This is a genomic window from Streptomyces sp. NPDC090499, from assembly GCF_044769305.1.
In the GTDB taxonomy this organism is placed as follows: Bacteria; Actinomycetota; Actinomycetes; order Streptomycetales; family Streptomycetaceae; genus Streptomyces.
Genome location: NZ_JBIVXP010000004.1, coordinates 271,998 through 291,973 on the forward strand (window position 1 = coordinate 271,998; position 19,976 = coordinate 291,973).

Consider the following 19,976-nt stretch of genomic DNA (forward strand, 5'->3'; position numbering starts at 1 on the left):
CGATCACCTGCTCCTCCCGTCGTAGGCTGACGGCCGCTCTCCGCCGACGGGGGACGGACACACGAGGGAGGACACATGGGGATCCGCAGCCTGACCCGCACCGAGGCCGAGCACCGCGCGGCACTGGTCACGGTCGAGCGGTACGACATCGACATCGACCTCACCGCCCTGCCCGACGGGCCGGAGATCCGCTGCGTCTCCACGGTCACCTTCAGCTGCTCCGAGCCGGGCGCGGAGACCTTCGTCGACTGCGCGGCCGAGGTCCGCGCCGCCACCCTGAACGGCAGCCCCCTCACCCCCTCCGGCGACGGGCGGATCCCGCTGCCCGGCCTGGCCGCGCACAACGTGCTGCGCGTCGAGAGCGTCCAGGCCGACACCGCCACCGGCGAAGGCGTGCACAAGGCCATCGACCCCGCCGACGGCGAGGTGTACGTGTGGACGAGCTTCGAGCCCGACGAGGCGCGGTTCGTCTGGGCCTGCTTCGACCAGCCCGACCTGAAGGCCCCGCACGCCTTCACCGTCACGGCCCCGGCCGCCTGGACCGTCCTCAGCAACTCCGGTGACCCGCGGATCGAGGAGCAGGGCGCGGCCCGCCGCTGGAGCTTCCCGGACACCCCGCCGCTGTCCGTGTACAACACCGTCGTCAACGCCGGCCCCTTCCACGGGATCCGTCGCGAGGCCGACGGCCACGACCTCGGCATCTACGCGCGCCGCTCGCTCGCCGAGGTCCTGGAACGCGACGCCGACGACATCCTCACCCTCACCCGGCAGGGCCTCGCCTTCTACGCGGAGGCCTTCGCGATGCCCTTCCCGCAGCGCAGGTACGACCAGGTGTTCATGCCCGAGTTCGGCGGCGCGATGGAGAACTACGGCTGTGTCACCTGGTCGGACGCCTTCCTGTGGCGGACCGAGCCGACCCCCGCCGAGCGCGAGGTGCTCGCGGTGGTGCTGCTGCACGAGATGGCGCACATGTGGTTCGGCAACATCGTCACCATGCGCTGGTGGGACGACCTCTGGCTGAACGAGGCCTTCGCCGAGTTCGCCTGCCACTGGGCCGCCGAGGGCGCCACCCGCCACACCGACGTCTGGGCGGGCCACCTCCTCGGCGGCAAGGTCAGGGCGTACCTCTCCGACCAGGGCCCGGTCTCGCACCCGATCCACCAGCCCATCCACGACGTCGCCCAGGCCGCGTCGATCTTCGACAACATCACCTACCCCAAGGGCGCCTCCGTCCTCCTGCAGCTGATGACCTACGTCGGCGAGGACCGCTTCCGCACCGGCATGGCCGCCTACTTCGCCCGTCACGCCTGGGGCACCACCACCCTCCAGGACCTGATCGACGCCCTCGCAGAGGCCGGCGGCCGCGACCTGACCGGCTGGCGCAAGGCCTGGCTGGAGACCGCGGGCACCGACCGCTTCACCCTGGAGCGCGACGGCGACACCGTCACCCTGCTCGCCGACGGCAGCCCGCGCCCCCAGGTCCTCGCGGTCGGTGCGTACGACCGCGACGGCGACGCCCTGGAACGCACCGCGCTGGTCCGCGTCGAGGTCACCGGGGCCCGCACCCCGGTCACCGGCCTTCCCGCCACGTCCGACCTCCTCCTGGTCAACGACGACGACCTCACCTTCGCCACCACGCGCCCGGACCCCAGCGCCCGGGACACCCTCTTCCGCGCGGCGGGCCGGCTGCCCACGGCCATCTCACGGGGCGTGGCCGCCGCCACCGTCTGGGACATGCTCACGGCCGGCGAGGCCACGGCGGCCGAGGCAGGCCGCTGCCTCACCGCGGTCCTCGCGGCCGAGACGTCCGACGCCGTGATCGAGCCCTACCTCACGCTCGTCACCAACATCGCCGAACTCTGGGCGCCGCCCGCCGAACGCCCCGCACTGACCGAGGCCGTGGCCGCGGCCTGCCGGCAACTCGCCGCCGACCCGGGCCGCCGCCGGGTCGCCCTGCGCGGCCTCGCCCGCACCGCGACCGGCGCCGAGGACCTGGCCTGGCTCCGCGAGCAGGCCGGCGACGACGTCGACCTGCGCTGGCGCGCCCTCGTCCGCGAGGCCGAACTCGGCGGCGACGTCACCGCCGAGTCCGCCGCCCTGCTCGCACGCGACACCGACCCCGACGCCTGGGTCCGCGCCCTCACCGTCCGGGCCGCCCTCCCCGACCCGGCCGCGAAGGCCGAGGTCTGGCAACGGCTGGCCGTGGACCGCGAGGTCCCCGTCGCGGCGGTCTCCGCGGTGGCGGCCGCCTTCTGGCGCCCCGGCCAGGACGCCTGGCTCGCCCCCTACACCGAGCACTACCTGGCGGTGGTCCCCGGCCTGCACCAGGGCGGCATGATCCCGGCGATGACCTACACCTCCCACCTCTTCCCGCCGCATGCCGTCGACGCCGTGTACATCGAGCGGGCCGGTCAGGCGGCCCGGGAGGCTGCCCCCGTGGTCCGCAGCACCCTCCTGGAACGCTCGGACGCCGTCCGCCGCATGCTCCGCGCCCGGGTCGCGAACGCCTGACCCCGGGCGGGGCAGCCCGGCCGGGGTCCCGTCCGATCGTTCGGTTCCGGCCAAACCCATGGTCGCCGGGCCCGTGCCGACGATCAACCCCTGTGGAAAACCTCCACCGCGGCTTGTGGAAAACTCGCGCAAGCACGGTCGCTGTACGGGGCCGGAAGCCGTATGACCTGGGCTGATCCCGGGTCGGGGGCTCCGGTGCCCCGGACCGGAAGGGCCGACGGCCGTGCCCGGAGTGGTGATGGCCACGCCGTCGGCCTCCTCCCCGGGGCTGCGCCCGGTGGCCGCTGCTGAGTACCGTTCCGTGCGAGTGCCGGGCAGCGGCACACCGGGCGGCGCCGGATCGCGGCCGCCCGGACGGCGCGGCGGAATCGGGGAACGGGGCGGTATGGACGACGCGTACGACGAGGGCGTGGACGCCCGGCACGGGCCGGACGCCCCGAGCGGGACGCGTGCGGAGCCGGAGCCCGCCCCACCGGCACCGGCGGAACAGCCGGAACGGCCGGAACAGCGGCCCTCCGGTCCACCGCTCCCGCCGGAGTCCGTCGGCGTCCCCCGTACCGGCGTCGCCGCCCTGTCCCCCCGCTACCAGATCGGCGCGGCCCTCGCCCTCGCCCTGGTCGCGGTCACCGCCTGCGTACACCTCGGGATGGTGTTCCTGAGCGTGGCACCGGCGAACACGGTGACCAAGCAGCACGGCAAGGCGATCGAGGACTGGGTGTACCCGGAGTTCGAGCAGAACTGGAAGCTCTTCGCGCCGAACCCGCTGCAGCAGAACATCTCCGTCCAGGTGCGCGCCGACGTGCAGATGCCGGACGGCACCACGACCACCACCGGCTGGAACGACCTGTCCGCACAGGACGGCCGGGCCATCGACGGCAGCCTGGTGCCCAGCCACACCGTGCAGAACGAACTGCGCCGGGCCTGGGACTTCTTCACCTCCACGCACGGCACCGACAACCGCCCGATCGGCCTGCGCGGCTCCCTGTCCGAGCAGTACCTGCGGCGGATCGTCGTGATGCGCATGTACAAGGGAGACGCCACGAGCGAGAAGGGCACCATCGAGCGCGTGCAGGTACGGTCCAGCACCACCAACGTGACCCCGCCGGACTGGAGCGGCGAGAAGGTCTCCGACACGCCTGTCTACCGGGTGCTGCCCTGGTGGACGGTCACCGCGGACGAAGCGAACGGCGGTGTGCGGTGAACCGTCTCGCCCTGTGCCTGTCCCGCGCCATCGCCCGGGTCACCGGGGCGGCGCTCGGCCCGTACCAGACGGCCGTCGTCCGCATCGGCTTCGCCGCCACCTGGCTGCTGTTCCTGCTGCGCGAGTACCCGCACCGCCAGGAGCTGTACGGCCCCCACGCCACCTGGAGCTTCGACCTCGCCCAGCAGCTGACCGCCGACAACCACGCCTTCACGGCGCTGCTGGCCTCCGACAGCAACTCCTACTTCGAGGTCTTCTACTTCCTCGCCGTCGTCGCCGGCGCGCTGCTGCTGGTGGGCTGGCGGACCCGGGCCACGTCCCTGTTCTTCATGATCGGTGTGCTGTCCCTGCAGAACCGCAGCGTCTTCGTGGGCGACGGCGGCGACAACGTGCTGCACCTCATGTCCTTCTACCTGGTGTTCACGCGCTGCGGCCAGGTGTGGTCCCTGGACGCGCGCCGGGCGGCCCGCGCGGACGCGGCACGCGCGCGTGGCGAACGCGTGGCCCCCGACCTGGTGGGCCCCGCCCTGTGGGCGATGTCGGGTCTCGTCCTGCTCACGGCGGCCCTCACCGGCCGTACCGGGGGCGGCTGGCTGGTCCCGGCCATGCTGTGGGCGACCTGGGCGGGCACCGCCCTGTGGTGGGCGGCCGACCGCTGGGGGCGCACCTCCGAGCCCCGCATCCTGCTCGACGTCATCGCCAACATCCTGCACAACGGCGCCGTGTTCGTGATCATGGCCGAGGCCTGCCTGATCTACGCCACCGCCGGCTGGTACAAGATCCAGGGCTCCCGCTGGCAGGACGGCACCGCCGTCTACTACCCGCTCCACCTGGACTACTTCTCGCCCTGGCCGGCCCTCGCCGACCTGCTGTCCGCGCACGGCACGATGGTGATGCTGGTGACCTACGGGACGGTCATCGTGCAGGTCGCCTTCCCGTTCACGCTGTTCAACCGCCGGGTCAAGAACGTGCTGCTGGCCGCGATGATGACCGAGCACGCGGTGATCGCGGTCGTGCTCGGCCTGCCCTTCTTCTCGCTGGCCATGATCACGGCGGACTCCGTCTTCCTGCCGACGTCCTTCCTGCACCGGGTCGGCGGCTGGGCGGCACGCGCGCGTGACCGCGTCCTGCGCAGGACCGCCCCGGAGCTGCCCGCGCAGCGCTCACCGGAGCCCGACGAGCAGCCCCGCGTAGGCTTCGGGGCATGACCGACCCCCTGGACGACTGGGCGCGGCTGGCCGGTTCCGCGGTCCTCCTCGACGGCTTCCACGCCCTCAAGCACGCGCTGCGCTTCGGCGCGGAGGTGCCGGTGGCGGTCACCGCGGACCGGGCGGCGACGCTGGCCCTGGCGGGCGAGTTGGCGCCGGACGTGCGGGAGGCGCTGGCCGCGCTGCTGACGGAGGTGCCCGCGCAGACGTACGCCTCCCTCGTCCCGCGCCCGCACCCCACGGCCGTGGCCGCCCTGGCGGTACGGCCGTCCCGCGAGGCCAACCTGCGCGAGCTGGCCCGCGTCCCGCGCACGGCCCCCGTCGTGGTCCTCGACGAGCCGCGCAACCTCGGCAACGCGGGCGCGGTGATCCGCCTCGCGGCGGGCTTCGGGGCGACCGGCGTGATCACGACCGGCACCCTCGACCCCTGGCACCCGACGGTCGTCCGGGGCGGCGCGGGCCTCCACTTCGCCACGGCGGTGGAACGCCTGACGGTGCCCGAGCTGCCGGAGGGCCCGCTGTACGCACTCGATCCGGAGGGCGAGGACATCAGGGGCCTGAAACTCCCTGACGACGCGATCCTCGCCTTCGGCTCCGAGCGGACGGGACTCTCGGCCGACCTCCGCGCGCGAGCCGACCACCTGCTGCGGCTGCCGATGCGCCCTCAGGTGAGCAGCTACAACCTGGCGACGAGCGTGGCGATGACCTTGTACCACTGGAGCGCTTTGTAGGAGACGGCGACTTGAGCGCCCCGACAGGGGCGCTGGGGGAGGAACTGCGCGACCGGCCATCGGCGACGGCCAGGACAGGAACCGACGCCTGCCCGGACGCCGGCCGGTCGCGCGCCCCGCGCCGCGCTACGCCTCCCTGCGCACCTCGATCACCCGGAACCGGTTCGCCACGAACGCCCCGTCGCACAGTGCGGCGTTCGCCGCCGGGTTGCCGCCCGAGCCGTGGAAGTCGGAGAAGGCGGCGGTCTGGTTGACGTACACGCCGCCCACCAGGTTCAGCGACAGCTGGGCCGCCTCTTCCAGGCAGACCTCCTCCACCGCGCGCTCCACGTCGGCGTCCACCGTGTACGCACCGACGGTCATGGCGCCCTTGTCCCGGATCGTCCGCCGCAGCAGTTCGACCCCGTCGGTGGCCGAGTCGACGGCGACGGCGAAGGACACCGGGCCGAAGCACTCGCTCATGTAGGCGGCCTCGTCGTCCGGCTTGGCGCCGTCCAGCTTCACGATCACCGGCGTGCGCACGACCGCGCCCGGGAACTCCGGGTTGGCGATCTCGCGGGAGGCGAGGGCGACCTCACCGAGTCCGGCGGCGGCCTCCAGGCGGGCCTTGACGTCGGGGTTGACGATGGCGCCGAGCAGCGCGTTGGCACGGGCGTCGTCGCCGAGCAGGCCGTCGACCGCGCGGGCGATGTCGGCGACCACCTCGTCGTAGGTCTTCGGGCCCTCGTCGGTGCGGATGCCGTCGCGGGGGATCAGCAGGTTCTGCGGGGTGGTGCACATCTGGCCGCTGTAGAGGGAGAGCGAGAAGGCCAGGTTGGAGAGCATGCCCTTGTAGTCGTCGGTCGACTCGACCAGGACCGCGTTGACGCCGGCCTTCTCGGTGTACACCTCGGCCTGCCGCGCGTTGGCCTCCAGCCAGTCGCCGAAGGCGGTCGAGCCGGTGTAGTCGATGATCCGGATCTCCGGGCGGGTGGCGAGCGTCTTGGCGATGCCCTCGCCGGGGTGTTCCGTGGTCAGGGCCACCAGGTTCGGGTCGAAGCCGGCCTCTGTGAGGACCTGGCGGGCGACCTGGACGGTCAGGGCGAGCGGCAGCACCGCGCGCGGGTGCGGCTTCACCAGGACCGCGTTGCCGGTGGCGAGGGAGGCGAACAGGCCCGGGTAGCCGTTCCACGTCGGGAACGTGTTGCAGCCGATGACCAGCGCGATGCCGCGCGGGACCGGAGTGAACGTCTTCGTCAGGGCGAGCGGGTCGCGCTTGCCCTGCGGCTTGGTCCACTCGGCCGTGCCGGGGGTGCGGACCTGCTCCGCGTAGGCGTAGGCCACCGCCTCCAGACCGCGGTCCTGGGCGTGCGGGCCGCCGGCCTGGAACGCCATCATGAAGGCCTGGCCGCTGGTGTGCATGACCGCGTGCGCGAACTCGTGCGTCCGGTCGCTGATCCGCTTGAGGATCTCCAGACACACCACCGCGCGCGCCTCCGCGCCCGCGTCGCGCCACGCGCGCTGCCCCGCCCGCATGGCCGGCAGCAGTGTGTCGACGTCGGCATGCGGGTAGGTCACGCCCAGCTCGATGCCGTACGGGGAGACCTCGCCGCCGGTCCAGTCGTCGGTGCCGGGCTGGCCGAGGTCGAGGCGGGTGCCGAGGAGGGCGTCGAAGGCGGCCTTGCCCGCCGCCGCGTCCAGGCTGCCGTGCTCGCCGTAGGCCTTGGGGTGCTCGGGGTGGGGGGACCAGTACGCGCGCGTGCGGATCGCCTCAAGCGCCTGGTCAAGCGTGGGCCGGTGCTTGGCGATCAGCTCGTGTGCGGTGAGTTCGGCGGTCATGCGGGACCAACTCCTCGTCTGATGAGCTTCCCCTTGAAGCTCATGACCTGGGCGGAAACGGCCGGACAGAGTTAGAGTAACCGAACGATCGGTCGGGACAAGGGGGCCTGCCGCATCTGTGGAAAACCCCGTGCGGGAGGATCGCGCACATGACAGCACTCGGCCTCAGCAGCACCGTGGGAGTCGTCGGCACCGGCACCATGGGCCAGGGCATCGCCCAGGTCGCACTCGTCGCGGGCCATCCCGTCCGCCTGTACGACACCGTCCCCGGGCGGGCCGGGGAGGCGGCCGCGGCGATCGTCGCCCGCCTCGACCGGCTCGTCGAGAAGGACCGGATGACGGCCGCCGCCCGGGACGCCGCCCGCGCCCGGCTGCTGCCCGCCGGTGAGCTGACCGAGTTCGCCGACTGCACGCTGGTCCTGGAGGCCGTCGCGGAGCGGCTGGAGGCCAAACAGGAGCTGTTCCGGGCCCTGGAGGACATCGTCGGCGAGGACTGTCTGCTCGCCACCAACACCTCCTCGCTGTCGGTGACCGCCATCGGCGGCGCCCTGCGCAACGCCTCCCGCCTGGTCGGCCTGCACTTCTTCAACCCGGCCCCGCTGCTGCCGCTGGTCGAGGTCGTCTCCGGGTTCGCCACCGACGTCACGTCCGCCACGTGCGCGTACGAGACCGCCCGCTCCTGGGGCAAGACGCCGGTGGCCTGCGCGGACACCCCGGGCTTCATCGTCAACCGCATCGCCCGGCCCTTCTACGCCGAGGCCTTCGCGGTCTACGAGGCGCAGGCCGCCGACCCGGCCACCATCGACGCGGTGCTGCGCGAGTGCGGCGGCTTCCGGATGGGCGCCTTCGAACTGACCGACCTGATCGGCCAGGACGTCAACGAATCCGTCACGCACTCCGTGTGGCAGGCGTTCTTCCAGGACGTCCGCTTCGCGCCCTCCCTGGCCCAGCGCCGGCTGGTCGAGTCCGGCCGCCTCGGCCGCAAGACCGGGCACGGCTGGTACGACTACGCGGACGACGCCGAGCCCGCCGAACCGCACACCGCCGAGCCCGCCGACCGGCCCGCCTACGTCGTCGCCGAGGGCACCCTGGGCCCCGCGGCCGAGCTGCTCGCGATGATCCGCGAGGCCGGCGTCCAGGTCCGCGAGGAGGACGAGGACCACGGCACCCGCCTGGTGCTGCCCAGCGGCGGCCAGCTGGTCCTCGCCGACGGCCAGACCTCGGTGGAGTTCCGGGACGTCGTCTACTTCGACCTCGCCCTCGACTACCGTCGTGCCACCCGCATCGCCCTGTCCGCCGGCCACGACACCCTGCCCCAGACCCTGAGTGAGGCGATCGGTCTCTTCCAGGAGCTCGGCAAGCAGGTCAGCGTCATCGGCGACGTACCCGGCATGATCGTCGCCCGCACGGTCGCCCGGATCGTCGACCTCGCGCACGACGCCGTCGCCAAGGGCGTCGCCACCGAGGAGGACATCGACACCGCGATGCGCCTGGGCGTCAACTACCCGCTCGGCCCCTTCGAGTGGAGCCGCCGTCTCGGCCGCGACTTCGCCTACGACCTCCTCGACGACCTCCACCTGCGCGACCCGAGCGGCCGCTACGCGCCCTCCCTCGCGCTCTACCGGCACGCCTACGCCACCGAGAAGCGGGAGGGCGCCTCATGACCACCGCCAAGCGCGACACCTACACCCCCGAGACCCTGCTCTCGGTGGCCGTCCAGGTCTTCAACGAGCGCGGCTACGACGGCACCTCCATGGAGCACCTCTCCAAGGCGGCCGGCATCTCCAAGTCGTCGATCTACCACCACGTCGCCGGCAAGGAGGAGCTGCTGCGCCGCGCGGTCAGCCGGGCCCTGGACGGTCTGTTCGCGATTCTCGACGAGGAGCACGCGCGCGTGGGCCCCGCCGCCGACCGCCTGGAGCACGTCGTGCGGCGCATGGTCGAGGTGCTGATCACCGAACTGCCGTACGTGACGCTGCTGCTGCGGGTGCGCGGCAACACCGACACCGAGCGGTGGGCGCTGGAGCGGCGCCGGGACTTCGACCACCAGGTGGCCGACCTGCTCAAGGCGGCCGCCGCCGAGGGCGACATACGCGGTGACGTCGAGGTACGCCTCGCGACCCGGCTGGTCTTCGGCATGGTCAACTCGATCGTCGAGTGGTACCGCCCGGACGGGCGCGGCGCGAGCGAGCGTGAGGTCTCCGACGCGGTCGCCCGGCTGGTCTTCTCCGGCCTGCGCGCGCACTGATGCCGGCCGTCCTCAGCTGTCCTCCGGCTCCAGGTCCTCCTCCTCGAACACCAGCAGGGTGCGGGTGCTGAGCACCTCGGGGATGGCCTGGAGCCGGGTCAGCACCAGCTCGCGCAGCGCCCGGTTGTCGGGCGTGTGCACCAGGAGCAGGACGTCGAAGTCCCCGCCCACCAGGGCGATGTGGGAGGCGCCGGGCAGCTGCCGCAGCTGCTCGCGCACGGTCCGCCAGCTGTTCTGGACGATCTTCAGCGTGATGTACGCCGAGGTGCCCTGGCCGGCCCGCTCGTGGTCCACCCGGGCGCCGAAACCGCGGATCACCCCGTCCTCGACGAGCCGGTTGATACGCGCGTAGGCGTTGGCGCGCGAGACATGGACGCGTTCGGCGACCGACCGTATCGACGCCCGGCCGTCCGCCTGCAGGATCTGCAGGATGTCCTGATCAATGGCGTCCAGCGGGCGCGCGGGCGGCAGCGCCGCGCGGTCCCGCGGGCCCTCGGCCATTTGTTCAGGTGCCATGTCCCCCCACCTCCCTACCATGGACGTACTGCGTTCATTCCAGGTTGTGGAGAACCGTTTGTCCACAGCCTGGAGGTGCCTGTAGCCAAAATGTGCCGACGACCGAACAATCGGTAGGTGGGACGGGTCACAGGCGACCCGTCTCCCGTAGCCACCCCCACAAGGAGGTGCCGTCATGACGGTCATGGAGCAGCGCGGCGCATACCGCCCGGCGCCGCCGCCCGCCTGGCAGCCCCGGACGGACCCCGCGCCGCTGCTGCCCGACGAGCGCCCGTACCGCGTCCTCGGGACGGAGGCGGCCGCCAAGGCCGACCCGGAGCTGCTGCGCCAGCTGTACACCCAGCTCGTGCGCGGCCGCAGGTACAACGCCCAGGCGACCGCCCTCACCAAACAGGGCCGCCTCGCCGTCTACCCCTCCAGCACCGGCCAGGAGGCCTGCGAGGTCGCCGCCGCGCTCGCCCTTCAGGAGCGCGACTGGCTCTTCCCCAGCTACCGCGACACCCTCGCGGTGATCGCCAGGGGCGTGGACCCCGTCGAGGCGCTCACCCTGCTGCGCGGCGACTGGCACACCGGTTACGACCCCTACGCCCACCGCGTGGCCCCCCTCTCCACCCCCCTCGCCACCCAGCTCCCGCACGCCGTCGGCCTCGCCCACGCGGCCCGCCTCAAGGGCGACGACGTGGTCGCGCTCGCCATGGTCGGCGACGGCGGCACCAGCGAGGGCGACTTCCACGAGGCCCTGAACTTCGCCGCCGTCTGGCAGGCCCCGGTCGTCTTCCTGGTCCAGAACAACGGCTTCGCCATCTCCGTCCCGCTCGCCAAGCAGACCGCCGCGCCCTCCCTGGCCCACAAGGCCGTCGGATACGGCATGCCGGGCCGCCTGGTCGACGGCAACGACGCGGTCGCCGTGCACGAGGTCCTCGCCGACGCCGTACGGCACGCGCGCGAGGGCGGCGGCCCGACCCTGGTCGAGGCGGTCACCTACCGCATCGACGCCCACACCAACGCCGACGACGCCACCCGCTACCGCGGCGACGCCGAGGCCGAGGCCTGGCGCGACCACGACCCGATCCTGCTCCTGGAGCGCGAGCTCACCGACCGCGGACTGCTCGACGAGGACTTCGCCGGCCGCACCCGTGAGGACGCCGAGACCATGGCCGCCGACCTGCGTGAGCGCATGAACCGCGACCCCGGACTCGACCCCATGCACCTCTTCGACCAGGTGTACGCCGAGACCACCACACAGCTGCGCGAACAACGGGCCCTGCTCCGCGCCGAGCTGGAGGCCGAGCAGCAGGACCAGGAAGGCGGGCCGCGATGACGACCGTCGCCGTCAAGCCCGCCACCATGGCGCAGGCGCTCACCCGCGCGCTGCGGGACGCCATGGCCGCCGACCCCGCCGTGCACGTCATGGGCGAGGACGTCGGCACCCTCGGCGGGGTCTTCCGGGTCACCGACGGCCTCGCCAAGGAGTTCGGTGACGCCCGCTGCACCGACACCCCCCTCGCGGAGGCCGGCATCCTCGGCACCGCCGTCGGCATGGCCATGTACGGGCTGCGCCCGATCGTGGAGATGCAGTTCGACGCCTTCGCCTACCCCGCCTTCGAGCAGCTCATCAGCCACGTCTCCCGGATGCGCAACCGCACCCGCGGCCGGATGCCCCTCCCGATCACCGTCCGCATCCCCTACGGCGGCGGCATCGGCGGCGTCGAGCACCACAGCGACTCCTCCGAGGCCTACTACATGGCCACCCCCGGGCTGCACGTCGTCACCCCCGCCACCGTCGCCGACGCCTACGGCCTGCTGCGCCGGTCCATCGCCTCCGACGACCCGGTCGTCTTCCTCGAACCCAAGCGGCTGTACTGGTCCAAGGACACCTGGAACCCCGAGCAGCCGACGGACGTTGAACCCATCGGCCGCGCGGTGGTGCGCCGAACCGGGCGCAGCGCCACGCTCATCACCTACGGCCCGTCCGTACCGGTCTGCCTCGAAGCCGCCGAGGCCGCCCAGGCGGAGGGCTGGGACCTGGAAGTCGTCGACCTGCGCTCCCTGGTGCCGTTCGACGACGAGACGGTCTGCGCCTCCGTACGGCGCACCGGGCGAGCGGTCGTCGTACACGAGTCGGGCGGGTTCGGCGGACCGGGAGGGGAGATCGCGGCACGCGTGACCGAGCGCTGCTTCCACCACCTGGAGGCGCCGGTGCTGCGCGTGGCCGGGTTCGACATTCCCTACCCGCCGCCGATGCTGGAGCGCCACCACCTGCCCGGCGTGGACCGCATCCTGGACGCGGTGGCGCGTCTGCAATGGGAGGCCGAGGGCTGATGGCACAGGTGCTGGAGTTCAAACTGCCCGACCTCGGGGAGGGGCTCACCGAGGCGGTGATCGTGACCTGGCTGGTCCAGGTCGGCGAGGTCGTCGCGATCGACCAGCCGGTCGTCGAGGTCGAGACGGCCAAGGCGATGGTCGAGGTCCCCTGCCCCTACGGCGGTGTGGTCACCGCCCGCTTCGGCGAGGAGGGCTCCGAACTGCCCGTCGGCGCCCCGCTCCTGACGGTCGCCGTCGGCGAGGCGACCACCGTCCCCGAGGCGGAGGGCTCAGGCAACGTCCTGGTGGGATACGGCACCGGGACGCCTCCGGCGCGCCGCCGAAGGGTCCGCACCACCGTCCCGGAGCGGGCCAACGGCACGGCCGACCCGGGCAGCACCCGGGAACCGGCGCCCCACACCGCCCTCGCCGAAGCGAAGACGGCCCCCCACGCCCAGGTGCCCGCACCGCCCGCACCACCCACTCCGCTCACCGAGGGCCCCGTCCCGGTGATCTCCCCCCTGGTCCGCCGCCTCGCCCGGGACAACGACCTGGACCTGCGCAGGCTGTCCGGCTCGGGCCCCGACGGCCTGATCCTGCGCGCCGACGTCGAGGACGCCCTGCGGGTCAGCGCGGCCCGCGCCGCCGCCCCCGCCCCCAAGACCCCGGCCACCACCTCCAGCGCCCCCGCGGGCACCCGTATCCCCCTCAAGGGCATCCGGGGCGCGGTCGCCGACAAGCTCTCCCGCAGCCGCCGGGAGATCCCCGACGCGACCTGCTGGGTGGACGCCGACGCGACCGAGCTGATGCGCGCCCGCACCGCGATGAACGCGGCGGCGGGCCCGAGGATCTCCCTCCTCGCGCTCCTGGCCCGGATCTGCACCGCCGCCCTGGCCCGCCACCCCGAACTGAACTCCTACGTCGACGTCGAGGCCCGCGAGATCGTCCGACTCGACCACGTCCACCTGGGCTTCGCCGCCCAGACCGACCGCGGCCTCGTCGTCCCCGTCGTCCGTGACGCCCAGGCCCGCGACGCCGAGTCCCTGACCGCGGAGCTCGCCCGCCTGACCGAGTCGGCCCACGCCGGCACGCTCACCCCCACGGACCTCACCGGCGGCACCTTCACCCTCAACAACTACGGGGTGTTCGGCGTCGACGGCTCCACCCCGATCATCAACCACCCCGAGGCAGCCATGCTCGGCGTGGGCCGCATCGTCCCGAAACCCTGGGTCCACGAGGGCGAGCTGGCGGTCCGTCAGGTCGTCCAGCTGTCCCTGACCTTCGACCACAGGGTCTGCGACGGCGGCACGGCAGGCGGCTTCCTGCGGTACGTGGCCGACTGCGTGGAACAGCCGACGGTACTTCTCAGGACACTCTGACCGCGGCGCGCCCCCCAGGGGCGCTGGGGGTACCCCCGGCCGAAGGCTGGGGGAGGAACTGCGCGAGAAGCCCCCACCGGGCCCGCACGCGCGCACGTCGGCCACACCCCCGCCCCGCGGGCGCCGCGCACGCAACCACACCCTGCACATCCCACGCCTCCCACCGGTTCCCCGTGATCAGAACGCCCCCCATACTCGAAAGGTGACCGCCACCGACCCACCCCCCTACGACGCGATCGTGCTGGCCGGCGGCGCCGCAAAGCGCCTCGGCGGAGCCGACAAACCCGCCGTCCGGGTGGGCGGCCGCCCGCTCCTCGACCGCGTCCTCGCGGCCTGCACCGGCGCCCGCCGGACCGTCGTCGTGGCAGCCCCCCGCCCCACCTTCCGCCCGGTCCGCTGGACCCGCGAGGACCCCCCGGGCGGCGGCCCGGTCGCCGCCCTCGACGCCGGCCTGCGCCACACCGCCGCCGACTGCGCACTCGTCCTCTCCGCCGACCTCCCGTTCCTCCAAGAGGCAACCGTGGGGCGCCTGTTGTCGGCCCTGCACACGACCGGCGCGGACGCCGCGCTGCTCACCGATGCCGACGGCAGGGACCAGCCCCTCGTGGCGGCCTACCGGACAGCGGCGCTGCGCCACGCGCTGTCGGCCCTCGCCGCAGACGACCGCGGCCTCACCGGCCTCCCCCTGCGGCGCCTGACCGCCGCACTGAACCTCACCCGCGTCCCGGACCCCCTCGCGTCCTTCGACTGCGACACCTGGGACGACATCGCCGACGCCAGGGCACGCATCAGGGAGCATGGGCACGTGTTGGATGAATGGATCTCCGCAGTCAAGGACGAACTGGGCATCGACCTGGACGTCGACATCCGCCTTCTGCTCGACCTGGCCAGGGACGCCGCGCACGGCGTGGACCGCCCTGCCGCCCCGCTGACCACCTTCCTCGTCGGCTACGCGGCCGCACAGGGCAAGGGCGGTCCCGAGGCGGTCGCCGAGGCGGCCCGCAAGGCCGCCGCGCTGGCCCTGCGCTGGGCAGAAGAGGCCGATGCCGGCACCGACGGGCCGGGCCCCGGCAACCCAGCCCCCGGACCCGGCCGGTGACCGCCCCCGGCACCCGGTCCGGCACCCCCGCCGCCGCGGACACCGACGACGATCTCGACGTCGAGGAGGCACTCGCCCTCGTGAGAGAGCCCAGAGAGCCCCGGCAGGACACGACCGCAGCCGCCACCCGCCACGGCGAACACGGCTCGCACGCCCACGGCGGCCACTCGGCCCACCGCCACCGCGCCACCCCCTGGCCCCAGGCCCGCGAGACCGCCGCCCGCGCCGCCCGGTCCGCCGTCCGGTCCGGAGCCCGCCGCGCCCCCGTCTCGGTACCGCTGGCCGGCGCCCTCGGCCTGACCCTCGCCGTCCCGCTGGACGCGCTCACCGACCTGCCCTCCTTCGACACCTCCGCGATGGACGGCTGGGCGGTCGCCGGCCCCGGACCCTGGGACGTCCGCGAGGAAGGCGTACTGGCCGGGCACGCGCAGCCCGAGCCGCTCACCGACGGCGAGGCGGTGCGTATCGCCACCGGCGCCCGGATCCCGGCGGACACCACCGCGGTGCTGCGCAGCGAGCACGGCCGTCTCGACGCCCAGGGCCGGCTGCACCCCACCCGCGAGGTGATCCACGGCCAGGACATCCGCCCGCGCGGCCAGGAGTGCCGCAGCGGCGACCAGTTGCTGCCCGTCGGCACCCTGGTCACCCCGGCCGTCCTCGGCCTCGCCGCGGCCGCCGGATACGACACCGTCACCGCCGTCCCCCGCCCCCGTGCCGAAGTCCTGATCCTGGGCGACGAGTTGCTCACCGAAGGACTGCCGCACGACGGCCTCATCCGGGACGCGCTCGGCCCGATGCTGCCGCCCTGGCTGCGCGCGCTCGGCGCCGAGGTCACCGCCGTCCGGCGGCTCGGCGACGACGCCAAGGCCCTGCGCAAGGCGATCACCGCGTCGACGGCCGATCTCGTCGTCACCACGGGCGGCACCGCCTCCGGCCCGGTCGACCACATCCACCCCACCCTGGAGCGCATCGGCGCCGAACTCCTCGTCGACGGCGTCAAGGTGCGCCCCGGCCACCCCATGCTGCTGGCCCGCACCAAGGAGAACCAGCACCTCGTCGGCCTCCCCGGCAACCCCCTGGCGGCCGTCTCCGGCCTGCTCACCCTCGCCGAACCCCTGCTGCGCACCCTCGCCGCCCACCCGGCCCCGGAGCCGTACACCGTGCCCCTGGCGGAGGCGACACACGGGCATCCGTACGACACCCGGCTCATCCCGGTCGTCCTGCGGGGCGACACCGCGGTCCCGCTGCACTACAACGGCCCGGCCATGCTCCGCGGCATCGCCGCCGCCGACGCGCTCGCGGTGGTGGCACCGGGCGGAGCACAGCAGGGCGCGGAGACGGAACTCCTCGACCTGCCGTGGGCGGCTGCGGGCATCGGAGTCTGTTTCACGTGAAACTTCCCGGCCATGACGCCATCGCCCGCCAGGCGGACGAACACCTGGTGACCCATCGGGTGAAGCTCCCGACGAAGGTGGTGGAGCGCCCGGTCCGCCAGGTCGCCAAGCGGCTCTCCATGGCCCTGCTGGTGCTGGTCGCCACCGCGTTGATCGTCTACGCCGACCGCGACGGCTACACCGACAACTCCGACCGCTCGGTCGACCTCCTCGACGCCTTCTACTACGCGACCGTCACGCTCTCCACCACGGGCTACGGCGACATCACCCCGGTCAGCGACGGTGCCCGGCTCACCAACATCTTCGTCATCACCCCCCTGCGGGTGCTGTTCCTGATCATCCTGGTCGGCACCACGCTCGAAGTCCTCACCGAGCGCACCCGGGAGGAATGGCGCCTGAACCGCTGGAGGTCGGCCTTGCGAGACCACACCGTCGTCGTCGGGTTCGGGACGAAGGGGCGGTCGGCGATCCAGACCGTCTGCACGACCGGGCTGAAGAAGGAGCAGGTGGTCGTGGTCGACCCGAGCTCCAAGGTGATCGAGGCGGCCACCGCCGACGGATACGCGGGGGTCATGGGCGATGCGACCCGCAGCGAGGTGCTGAAGCGGGCCGAGGTGCAGCGGGCACGGCAGATCATCATCGCGACCCAGCGTGACGACACGGCCGTGCTGGTGACCCTGACGGCCCGGCAGCTCAACAAGGCCGCGAAGATCGTGGCGGCGGTCCGCGAGGAGGAGAACGCGCCGCTGCTCAAGCAGTCCGGCGCCGACGCCGTCATCACCAGCGCCAGCGCGGCCGGCCGGCTGCTCGGGCTGTCCGTGCTCAGCCCGGCGGCCGGCATGGTCATGGAGGACCTCATCCAGCAGGGCAGCGGGCTGGACCTCGTGGAACGCCCGGCGGTCAAGGCCGAGGTCGGCAGGACGCCGCGCGAGACGGCCGACCTGGTGGTGAGCGTCGTACGCGGACACCGGGTGCTCGGGTACGACGACCCGGCCGTCGGCACCATCGAGGCGACGGACCGGCTGATCACCATCGTGCGGGCCTCGCCGGGCAGCCGGACGGCCCCGGACGTACGACCGCTGCCCCGCGCCTGACCGGGCGAGCCACCGGTGACGTCACCGGCGGGGGCCGGACGGACGGGGGGTAGCGTCGGCCGCATGTATGCGATCACGATTCCCGAACCTGGTGGGCCCGAGGCGCTGGTGTGGAACGAGGTCCCCGATCCCGTGCCCGGCGAGGGCGAGGCGCTGGTCGAGGTGGTGGCGAGCGCCGTCAACCGCGCCGACATCATGCAGCGACAGGGCTACTACGACCCGCCGCCGGGTGCCTCCCCGTACCCCGGGCTGGAGTGCTCCGGGCGGATCGTCGCGCTCGGTCCCGGTGTCTCCGGCTGGTCGGTCGGCGACGAGGTGTGCGCGCTGCTCGCGGGCGGCGGCTACGCCCAGAAGGTCGCGGTGCCGGCCGGACAGCTCATGCCGGTGCCCGAGGGCCTGGACCTGAAGCAGGCCGCGGCGCTGCCCGAGGTGGCCTGCACGGTCTGGTCGAACGTCTTCATGATCGCCCACCTGCGCCCCGGCGAGACCCTGCTCGTGCACGGCGGCAGCAGCGGCATCGGAACCATGGCGATCCAGCTGGGCAAGGCGGTCGGCGCCAAGGTCGCGGTCACCGCCGGCACGAAGGAGAAGCTGGACTTCTGCGCCGAGCTTGGCGCGGACATCCTCGTCAACTACCGCGAGCAGGACTTCGTCGCCGAGGTGAAGCAGGCCACCGACGGGGCGGGCGCCGACGTCATCCTGGACAACATGGGCGCCAAGTACCTGGACCGCAACGTCCAGGCGCTCGCGGTCAACGGACGGCTCGCGATCATCGGTATGCAGGGCGGTGTCAAGGGCGAGCTGAACATCGGCGCGCTGCTCGGCAAGCGGGCCGCGATCAGTGCGACCTCGCTGCGCGCCCGTCCGCTTGCCGAGAAGGCGGCCATCGCAGCGGCGGTGCGGGAGCACGTGTGGCCGTTGATCGCCCAGGGCCATGTCCGCCCGGTCGTCGACCGGGAGCTGCCGATGGCGGAGGCGGCGCAGGCCCATCGGGTGGTCGAGGCCAGCGAACACATCGGCAAGGTCGTGCTGGTCGCCCCGTAACGGCTCAGCCCCGCCGTACCCGCAGGCCGACGAAGGCGAGGCCGAGCCCGAGGCCGATCAGGACCAGGCCGCTGCCGAGCGGGAGGACCTGCAGCACGGGCTCGGTGTCGTCGTCCTGGCCCTGGCCCATCGCCTGGCCCGTCGTCGGGTGCGGCTGGGGCGAGGCGGGCGCCAGGACGGCCTCCCTGGGCGGCTGGGAGGGGGTGGCCGCCGGGCTCCCGGCGCCGTTCCCCGCGGACTCCGTCGCCGTGCCCTCGCCGGGACCGCCCTGGTCGTCCGCACCGGCCTGGTCGTCCGCGCCACCCTGGTCCTCCGGGCTGCCGGAGTCGTCCGGGGCGTCGGCCTCGTCGGGGTCGTCGGGGTCGTCGGGGTCGTCGGGGTCCTGGTCCTCGACCTTCGTCCCCGGTCCCTGGGGCCGCCCCGGGCGCAACCGTCCCTCGCCCGCCACGGTGCCGGCCAGCGACGGCTCGGGGGTGGCCGAGGCGCGGGCGGAGTCCGAGGGCACCGGCCCCGGGCCCACCCCGACCGCCGTACCGCACGGCAGCAGGACCGCCGCGAGGGCGAGCAGCAGCCGGACGAGCAGCGGACGGACCAGCGCAGGCCGTACCCGACCGAGCGGCCGGTCACCGGCGCGGGGGAAACGCAGCCTTGGAGTCACGTCGGTGACCTCCTGGAGCACAGTCGTCGTCAGGGCCGACGGTCACCAGCCTCACATTCGATGACAAACCCGGCATTTCTGATGCGTCCGAAGGGGCTACGGCCGGTCCGGGGCGGTTCTGGAAGGTGGATCAGCGCTCATGGGGGGCACCACGGTGGTGAGGTGCAGGGGTGCGAGAGAATGGCGGCATGGAGATGCCGAGGAACGAACGGTCGCCCGAGAATCCGCAGATCCTGGTCGTGGGCCAGGACGGGATGGCACTCGGTGGCGGCAACGGGGACGAGGACTCCCGCGAGATCCCGGTGACGGAGATGGTGGAGCAGCCCGCCAAGGTCATGCGGATCGGCAGCATGATCAAGCAGCTCCTCGAGGAGGTGCGCGCCGCTCCCCTCGACGAGGCCAGCCGGGCCAGGCTCAAGGAGATCCACGCCAGCTCGGTGAAGGAGCTGGAGGACGGTCTGGCGCCGGAGCTGGTGGAGGAGCTGGAGCGCCTCTCCCTGCCGTTCAACGAGAACGCGACCCCTTCGGACGCGGAACTGCGCATCGCGCAGGCTCAGTTGGTGGGCTGGCTGGAGGGGCTGTTCCACGGGATCCAGACCACCCTGTTCGCCCAGCAGATGGCCGCCCGCGCCCAGCTGGAGTCGATGCGGCGCGCGCTGCCCCCGGGCGTCGGCCACGAGGGCGAGGAACACGGGCCGGCCGGCCGCTCCGGCGGGCCGTACCTCTAAGCCCCCAGACACCCCCGAGACGGCGAAGGGCCCGGCGGACAGC

General features: G+C 73.3%; 17 protein-coding genes. 14 read left to right on the forward strand and 3 right to left on the reverse strand.

Annotated elements, in window-relative coordinates:
- Window positions 1-75 precede the first annotated feature (75 nt).
- From pepN to ACIQVL_RS16960, 4 genes are all read left to right on the forward strand, one after another.
- The gene (pepN, locus tag ACIQVL_RS16945) at window positions 76-2,511 is read left to right on the forward strand and encodes an aminopeptidase N (protein ID WP_403428594.1); all 2,436 of its coding nucleotides are present in this window, start codon (window positions 76-78) and stop codon (window positions 2,509-2,511) included.
- Between the two features lie 385 nt (window positions 2,512-2,896).
- A complete protein-coding gene (locus ACIQVL_RS16950; protein WP_403475645.1) occupies window positions 2,897-3,712 on the forward strand; it encodes a DUF5819 family protein in 816 nt (271 codons plus the stop codon).
- On the forward strand, window positions 3,709-4,920 hold the full coding sequence (locus tag ACIQVL_RS16955) for an HTTM domain-containing protein (protein ID WP_403475646.1): 1,212 nt from the start codon (window positions 3,709-3,711) through the stop codon (window positions 4,918-4,920). The genes ACIQVL_RS16950 and ACIQVL_RS16955 overlap by 4 nt, the downstream gene beginning before the upstream one ends.
- Window positions 4,917-5,651: a TrmH family RNA methyltransferase gene (locus ACIQVL_RS16960; RefSeq protein ID WP_403428600.1), complete on the forward strand. Its 735-nt coding sequence runs from the start codon at window positions 4,917-4,919 to the stop codon at window positions 5,649-5,651. The genes ACIQVL_RS16955 and ACIQVL_RS16960 overlap by 4 nt, the downstream gene beginning before the upstream one ends.
- Before the next feature lie 126 nt (window positions 5,652-5,777).
- Here ACIQVL_RS16960 and paaN read toward each other — a convergent pair whose 3' ends face one another.
- Window positions 5,778-7,469: a phenylacetic acid degradation protein PaaN gene (gene paaN / locus ACIQVL_RS16965; protein WP_403475647.1), complete on the reverse strand. Its 1,692-nt coding sequence runs from the start codon at window positions 7,467-7,469 to the stop codon at window positions 5,778-5,780.
- Between the two features lie 149 nt (window positions 7,470-7,618).
- Here paaN and ACIQVL_RS16970 point away from each other — a divergent pair, with 149 nt between their 5' ends.
- Together ACIQVL_RS16970 and ACIQVL_RS16975 are read left to right on the forward strand one after the other, a co-directional pair.
- Entirely contained in the window at window positions 7,619-9,133 is a 1,515-nt protein-coding gene (locus ACIQVL_RS16970) for a 3-hydroxyacyl-CoA dehydrogenase (RefSeq protein WP_403475648.1), read from the forward strand.
- Complete coding sequence (locus ACIQVL_RS16975) at window positions 9,130-9,717, forward strand: TetR/AcrR family transcriptional regulator (protein ID WP_403428606.1); 588 nt, start codon at window positions 9,130-9,132, stop codon at window positions 9,715-9,717. The genes ACIQVL_RS16970 and ACIQVL_RS16975 overlap by 4 nt, the downstream gene beginning before the upstream one ends.
- Window positions 9,718-9,729: 12 nt before the next feature.
- On the opposite strand, the gene ACIQVL_RS16980 is transcribed toward ACIQVL_RS16975, so the two are convergent.
- Window positions 9,730-10,233 carry an Lrp/AsnC family transcriptional regulator gene (locus tag ACIQVL_RS16980; RefSeq protein ID WP_403428609.1) on the reverse strand — a complete coding sequence of 168 codons (504 nt, stop codon included), beginning with the start codon at window positions 10,231-10,233 and terminating at the stop codon, window positions 9,730-9,732.
- Window positions 10,234-10,408: 175 nt separating this feature from the next.
- Between ACIQVL_RS16980 and pdhA the strand changes: the two genes are divergently transcribed.
- The 7 genes from pdhA (at window position 10,409) to ACIQVL_RS17015 (ending at window position 18,547) form a co-directional block, all read left to right on the forward strand.
- Entirely contained in the window at window positions 10,409-11,554 is a 1,146-nt protein-coding gene (gene pdhA, locus ACIQVL_RS16985) for a pyruvate dehydrogenase (acetyl-transferring) E1 component subunit alpha (protein WP_403475649.1), read from the forward strand.
- Entirely contained in the window at window positions 11,551-12,555 is a 1,005-nt protein-coding gene (locus tag ACIQVL_RS16990; RefSeq protein ID WP_403475650.1) for an alpha-ketoacid dehydrogenase subunit beta, read from the forward strand. Before pdhA ends, ACIQVL_RS16990 begins: the two co-directional genes overlap by 4 nt.
- Window positions 12,555-13,916 (forward strand): dihydrolipoamide acetyltransferase family protein, encoded by a 1,362-nt coding sequence (locus ACIQVL_RS16995; RefSeq protein ID WP_403475651.1) that lies wholly within the window; start codon window positions 12,555-12,557, stop codon window positions 13,914-13,916. The genes ACIQVL_RS16990 and ACIQVL_RS16995 overlap by 1 nt, the downstream gene beginning before the upstream one ends.
- Window positions 13,917-14,118: 202 nt before the next feature.
- Window positions 14,119-15,015, forward strand: coding sequence for an NTP transferase domain-containing protein (locus ACIQVL_RS17000; RefSeq protein ID WP_403475652.1), 897 nt, complete (start codon window positions 14,119-14,121; stop codon window positions 15,013-15,015).
- Complete coding sequence (locus ACIQVL_RS17005; RefSeq protein ID WP_403428619.1) at window positions 15,012-16,409, forward strand: molybdopterin molybdotransferase MoeA; 1,398 nt, start codon at window positions 15,012-15,014, stop codon at window positions 16,407-16,409. The genes ACIQVL_RS17000 and ACIQVL_RS17005 overlap by 4 nt, the downstream gene beginning before the upstream one ends.
- On the forward strand, window positions 16,406-17,503 hold the full coding sequence (locus tag ACIQVL_RS17010) for a potassium channel family protein (RefSeq protein ID WP_403428621.1): 1,098 nt from the start codon (window positions 16,406-16,408) through the stop codon (window positions 17,501-17,503). The genes ACIQVL_RS17005 and ACIQVL_RS17010 overlap by 4 nt, the downstream gene beginning before the upstream one ends.
- Before the next feature lie 63 nt (window positions 17,504-17,566).
- On the forward strand, window positions 17,567-18,547 hold the full coding sequence (locus ACIQVL_RS17015) for an NAD(P)H-quinone oxidoreductase (protein ID WP_403428623.1): 981 nt from the start codon (window positions 17,567-17,569) through the stop codon (window positions 18,545-18,547).
- Window positions 18,548-18,551: 4 nt separating this feature from the next.
- On the opposite strand, the gene ACIQVL_RS17020 is transcribed toward ACIQVL_RS17015, so the two are convergent.
- Window positions 18,552-19,205, reverse strand: coding sequence for a hypothetical protein (locus tag ACIQVL_RS17020; protein ID WP_403475653.1), 654 nt, complete (start codon window positions 19,203-19,205; stop codon window positions 18,552-18,554).
- Between the two features lie 188 nt (window positions 19,206-19,393).
- Here ACIQVL_RS17020 and ACIQVL_RS17025 point away from each other — a divergent pair, with 188 nt between their 5' ends.
- Window positions 19,394-19,933 carry a bacterial proteasome activator family protein gene (locus ACIQVL_RS17025; protein WP_351486401.1) on the forward strand — a complete coding sequence of 180 codons (540 nt, stop codon included), beginning with the start codon at window positions 19,394-19,396 and terminating at the stop codon, window positions 19,931-19,933.
- Window positions 19,934-19,976 lie beyond the last annotated feature (43 nt).

Excerpts from the sequence above, each read along its gene's own strand:
- pepN (WP_403428594.1), top strand. The coding sequence starts at position 76 with ATGGGGATCCGCAGCCTGACCCGCACCGAGGCCGAGCACCGCGCGGCA.
- ACIQVL_RS16950 (WP_403475645.1), top strand. The coding sequence starts at position 2,897 with ATGGACGACGCGTACGACGAGGGCGTGGACGCCCGGCACGGGCCGGAC.
- ACIQVL_RS16960 (WP_403428600.1), top strand. The coding sequence starts at position 4,917 with ATGACCGACCCCCTGGACGACTGGGCGCGGCTGGCCGGTTCCGCGGTC.
- paaN (WP_403475647.1), bottom strand. The coding sequence starts at position 7,469 with ATGACCGCCGAACTCACCGCACACGAGCTGATCGCCAAGCACCGGCCC.
- ACIQVL_RS16970 (WP_403475648.1), top strand. The coding sequence starts at position 7,619 with ATGACAGCACTCGGCCTCAGCAGCACCGTGGGAGTCGTCGGCACCGGC.
- ACIQVL_RS16975 (WP_403428606.1), top strand. The coding sequence starts at position 9,130 with ATGACCACCGCCAAGCGCGACACCTACACCCCCGAGACCCTGCTCTCG.
- ACIQVL_RS16980 (WP_403428609.1), bottom strand. The coding sequence starts at position 10,233 with ATGGCACCTGAACAAATGGCCGAGGGCCCGCGGGACCGCGCGGCGCTG.
- pdhA (WP_403475649.1), top strand. The coding sequence starts at position 10,409 with ATGACGGTCATGGAGCAGCGCGGCGCATACCGCCCGGCGCCGCCGCCC.
- ACIQVL_RS16990 (WP_403475650.1), top strand. The coding sequence starts at position 11,551 with ATGACGACCGTCGCCGTCAAGCCCGCCACCATGGCGCAGGCGCTCACC.
- ACIQVL_RS16995 (WP_403475651.1), top strand. The coding sequence starts at position 12,555 with ATGGCACAGGTGCTGGAGTTCAAACTGCCCGACCTCGGGGAGGGGCTC.
- ACIQVL_RS17015 (WP_403428623.1), top strand. The coding sequence starts at position 17,567 with ATGTATGCGATCACGATTCCCGAACCTGGTGGGCCCGAGGCGCTGGTG.
- ACIQVL_RS17025 (WP_351486401.1), top strand. The coding sequence starts at position 19,394 with ATGGAGATGCCGAGGAACGAACGGTCGCCCGAGAATCCGCAGATCCTG.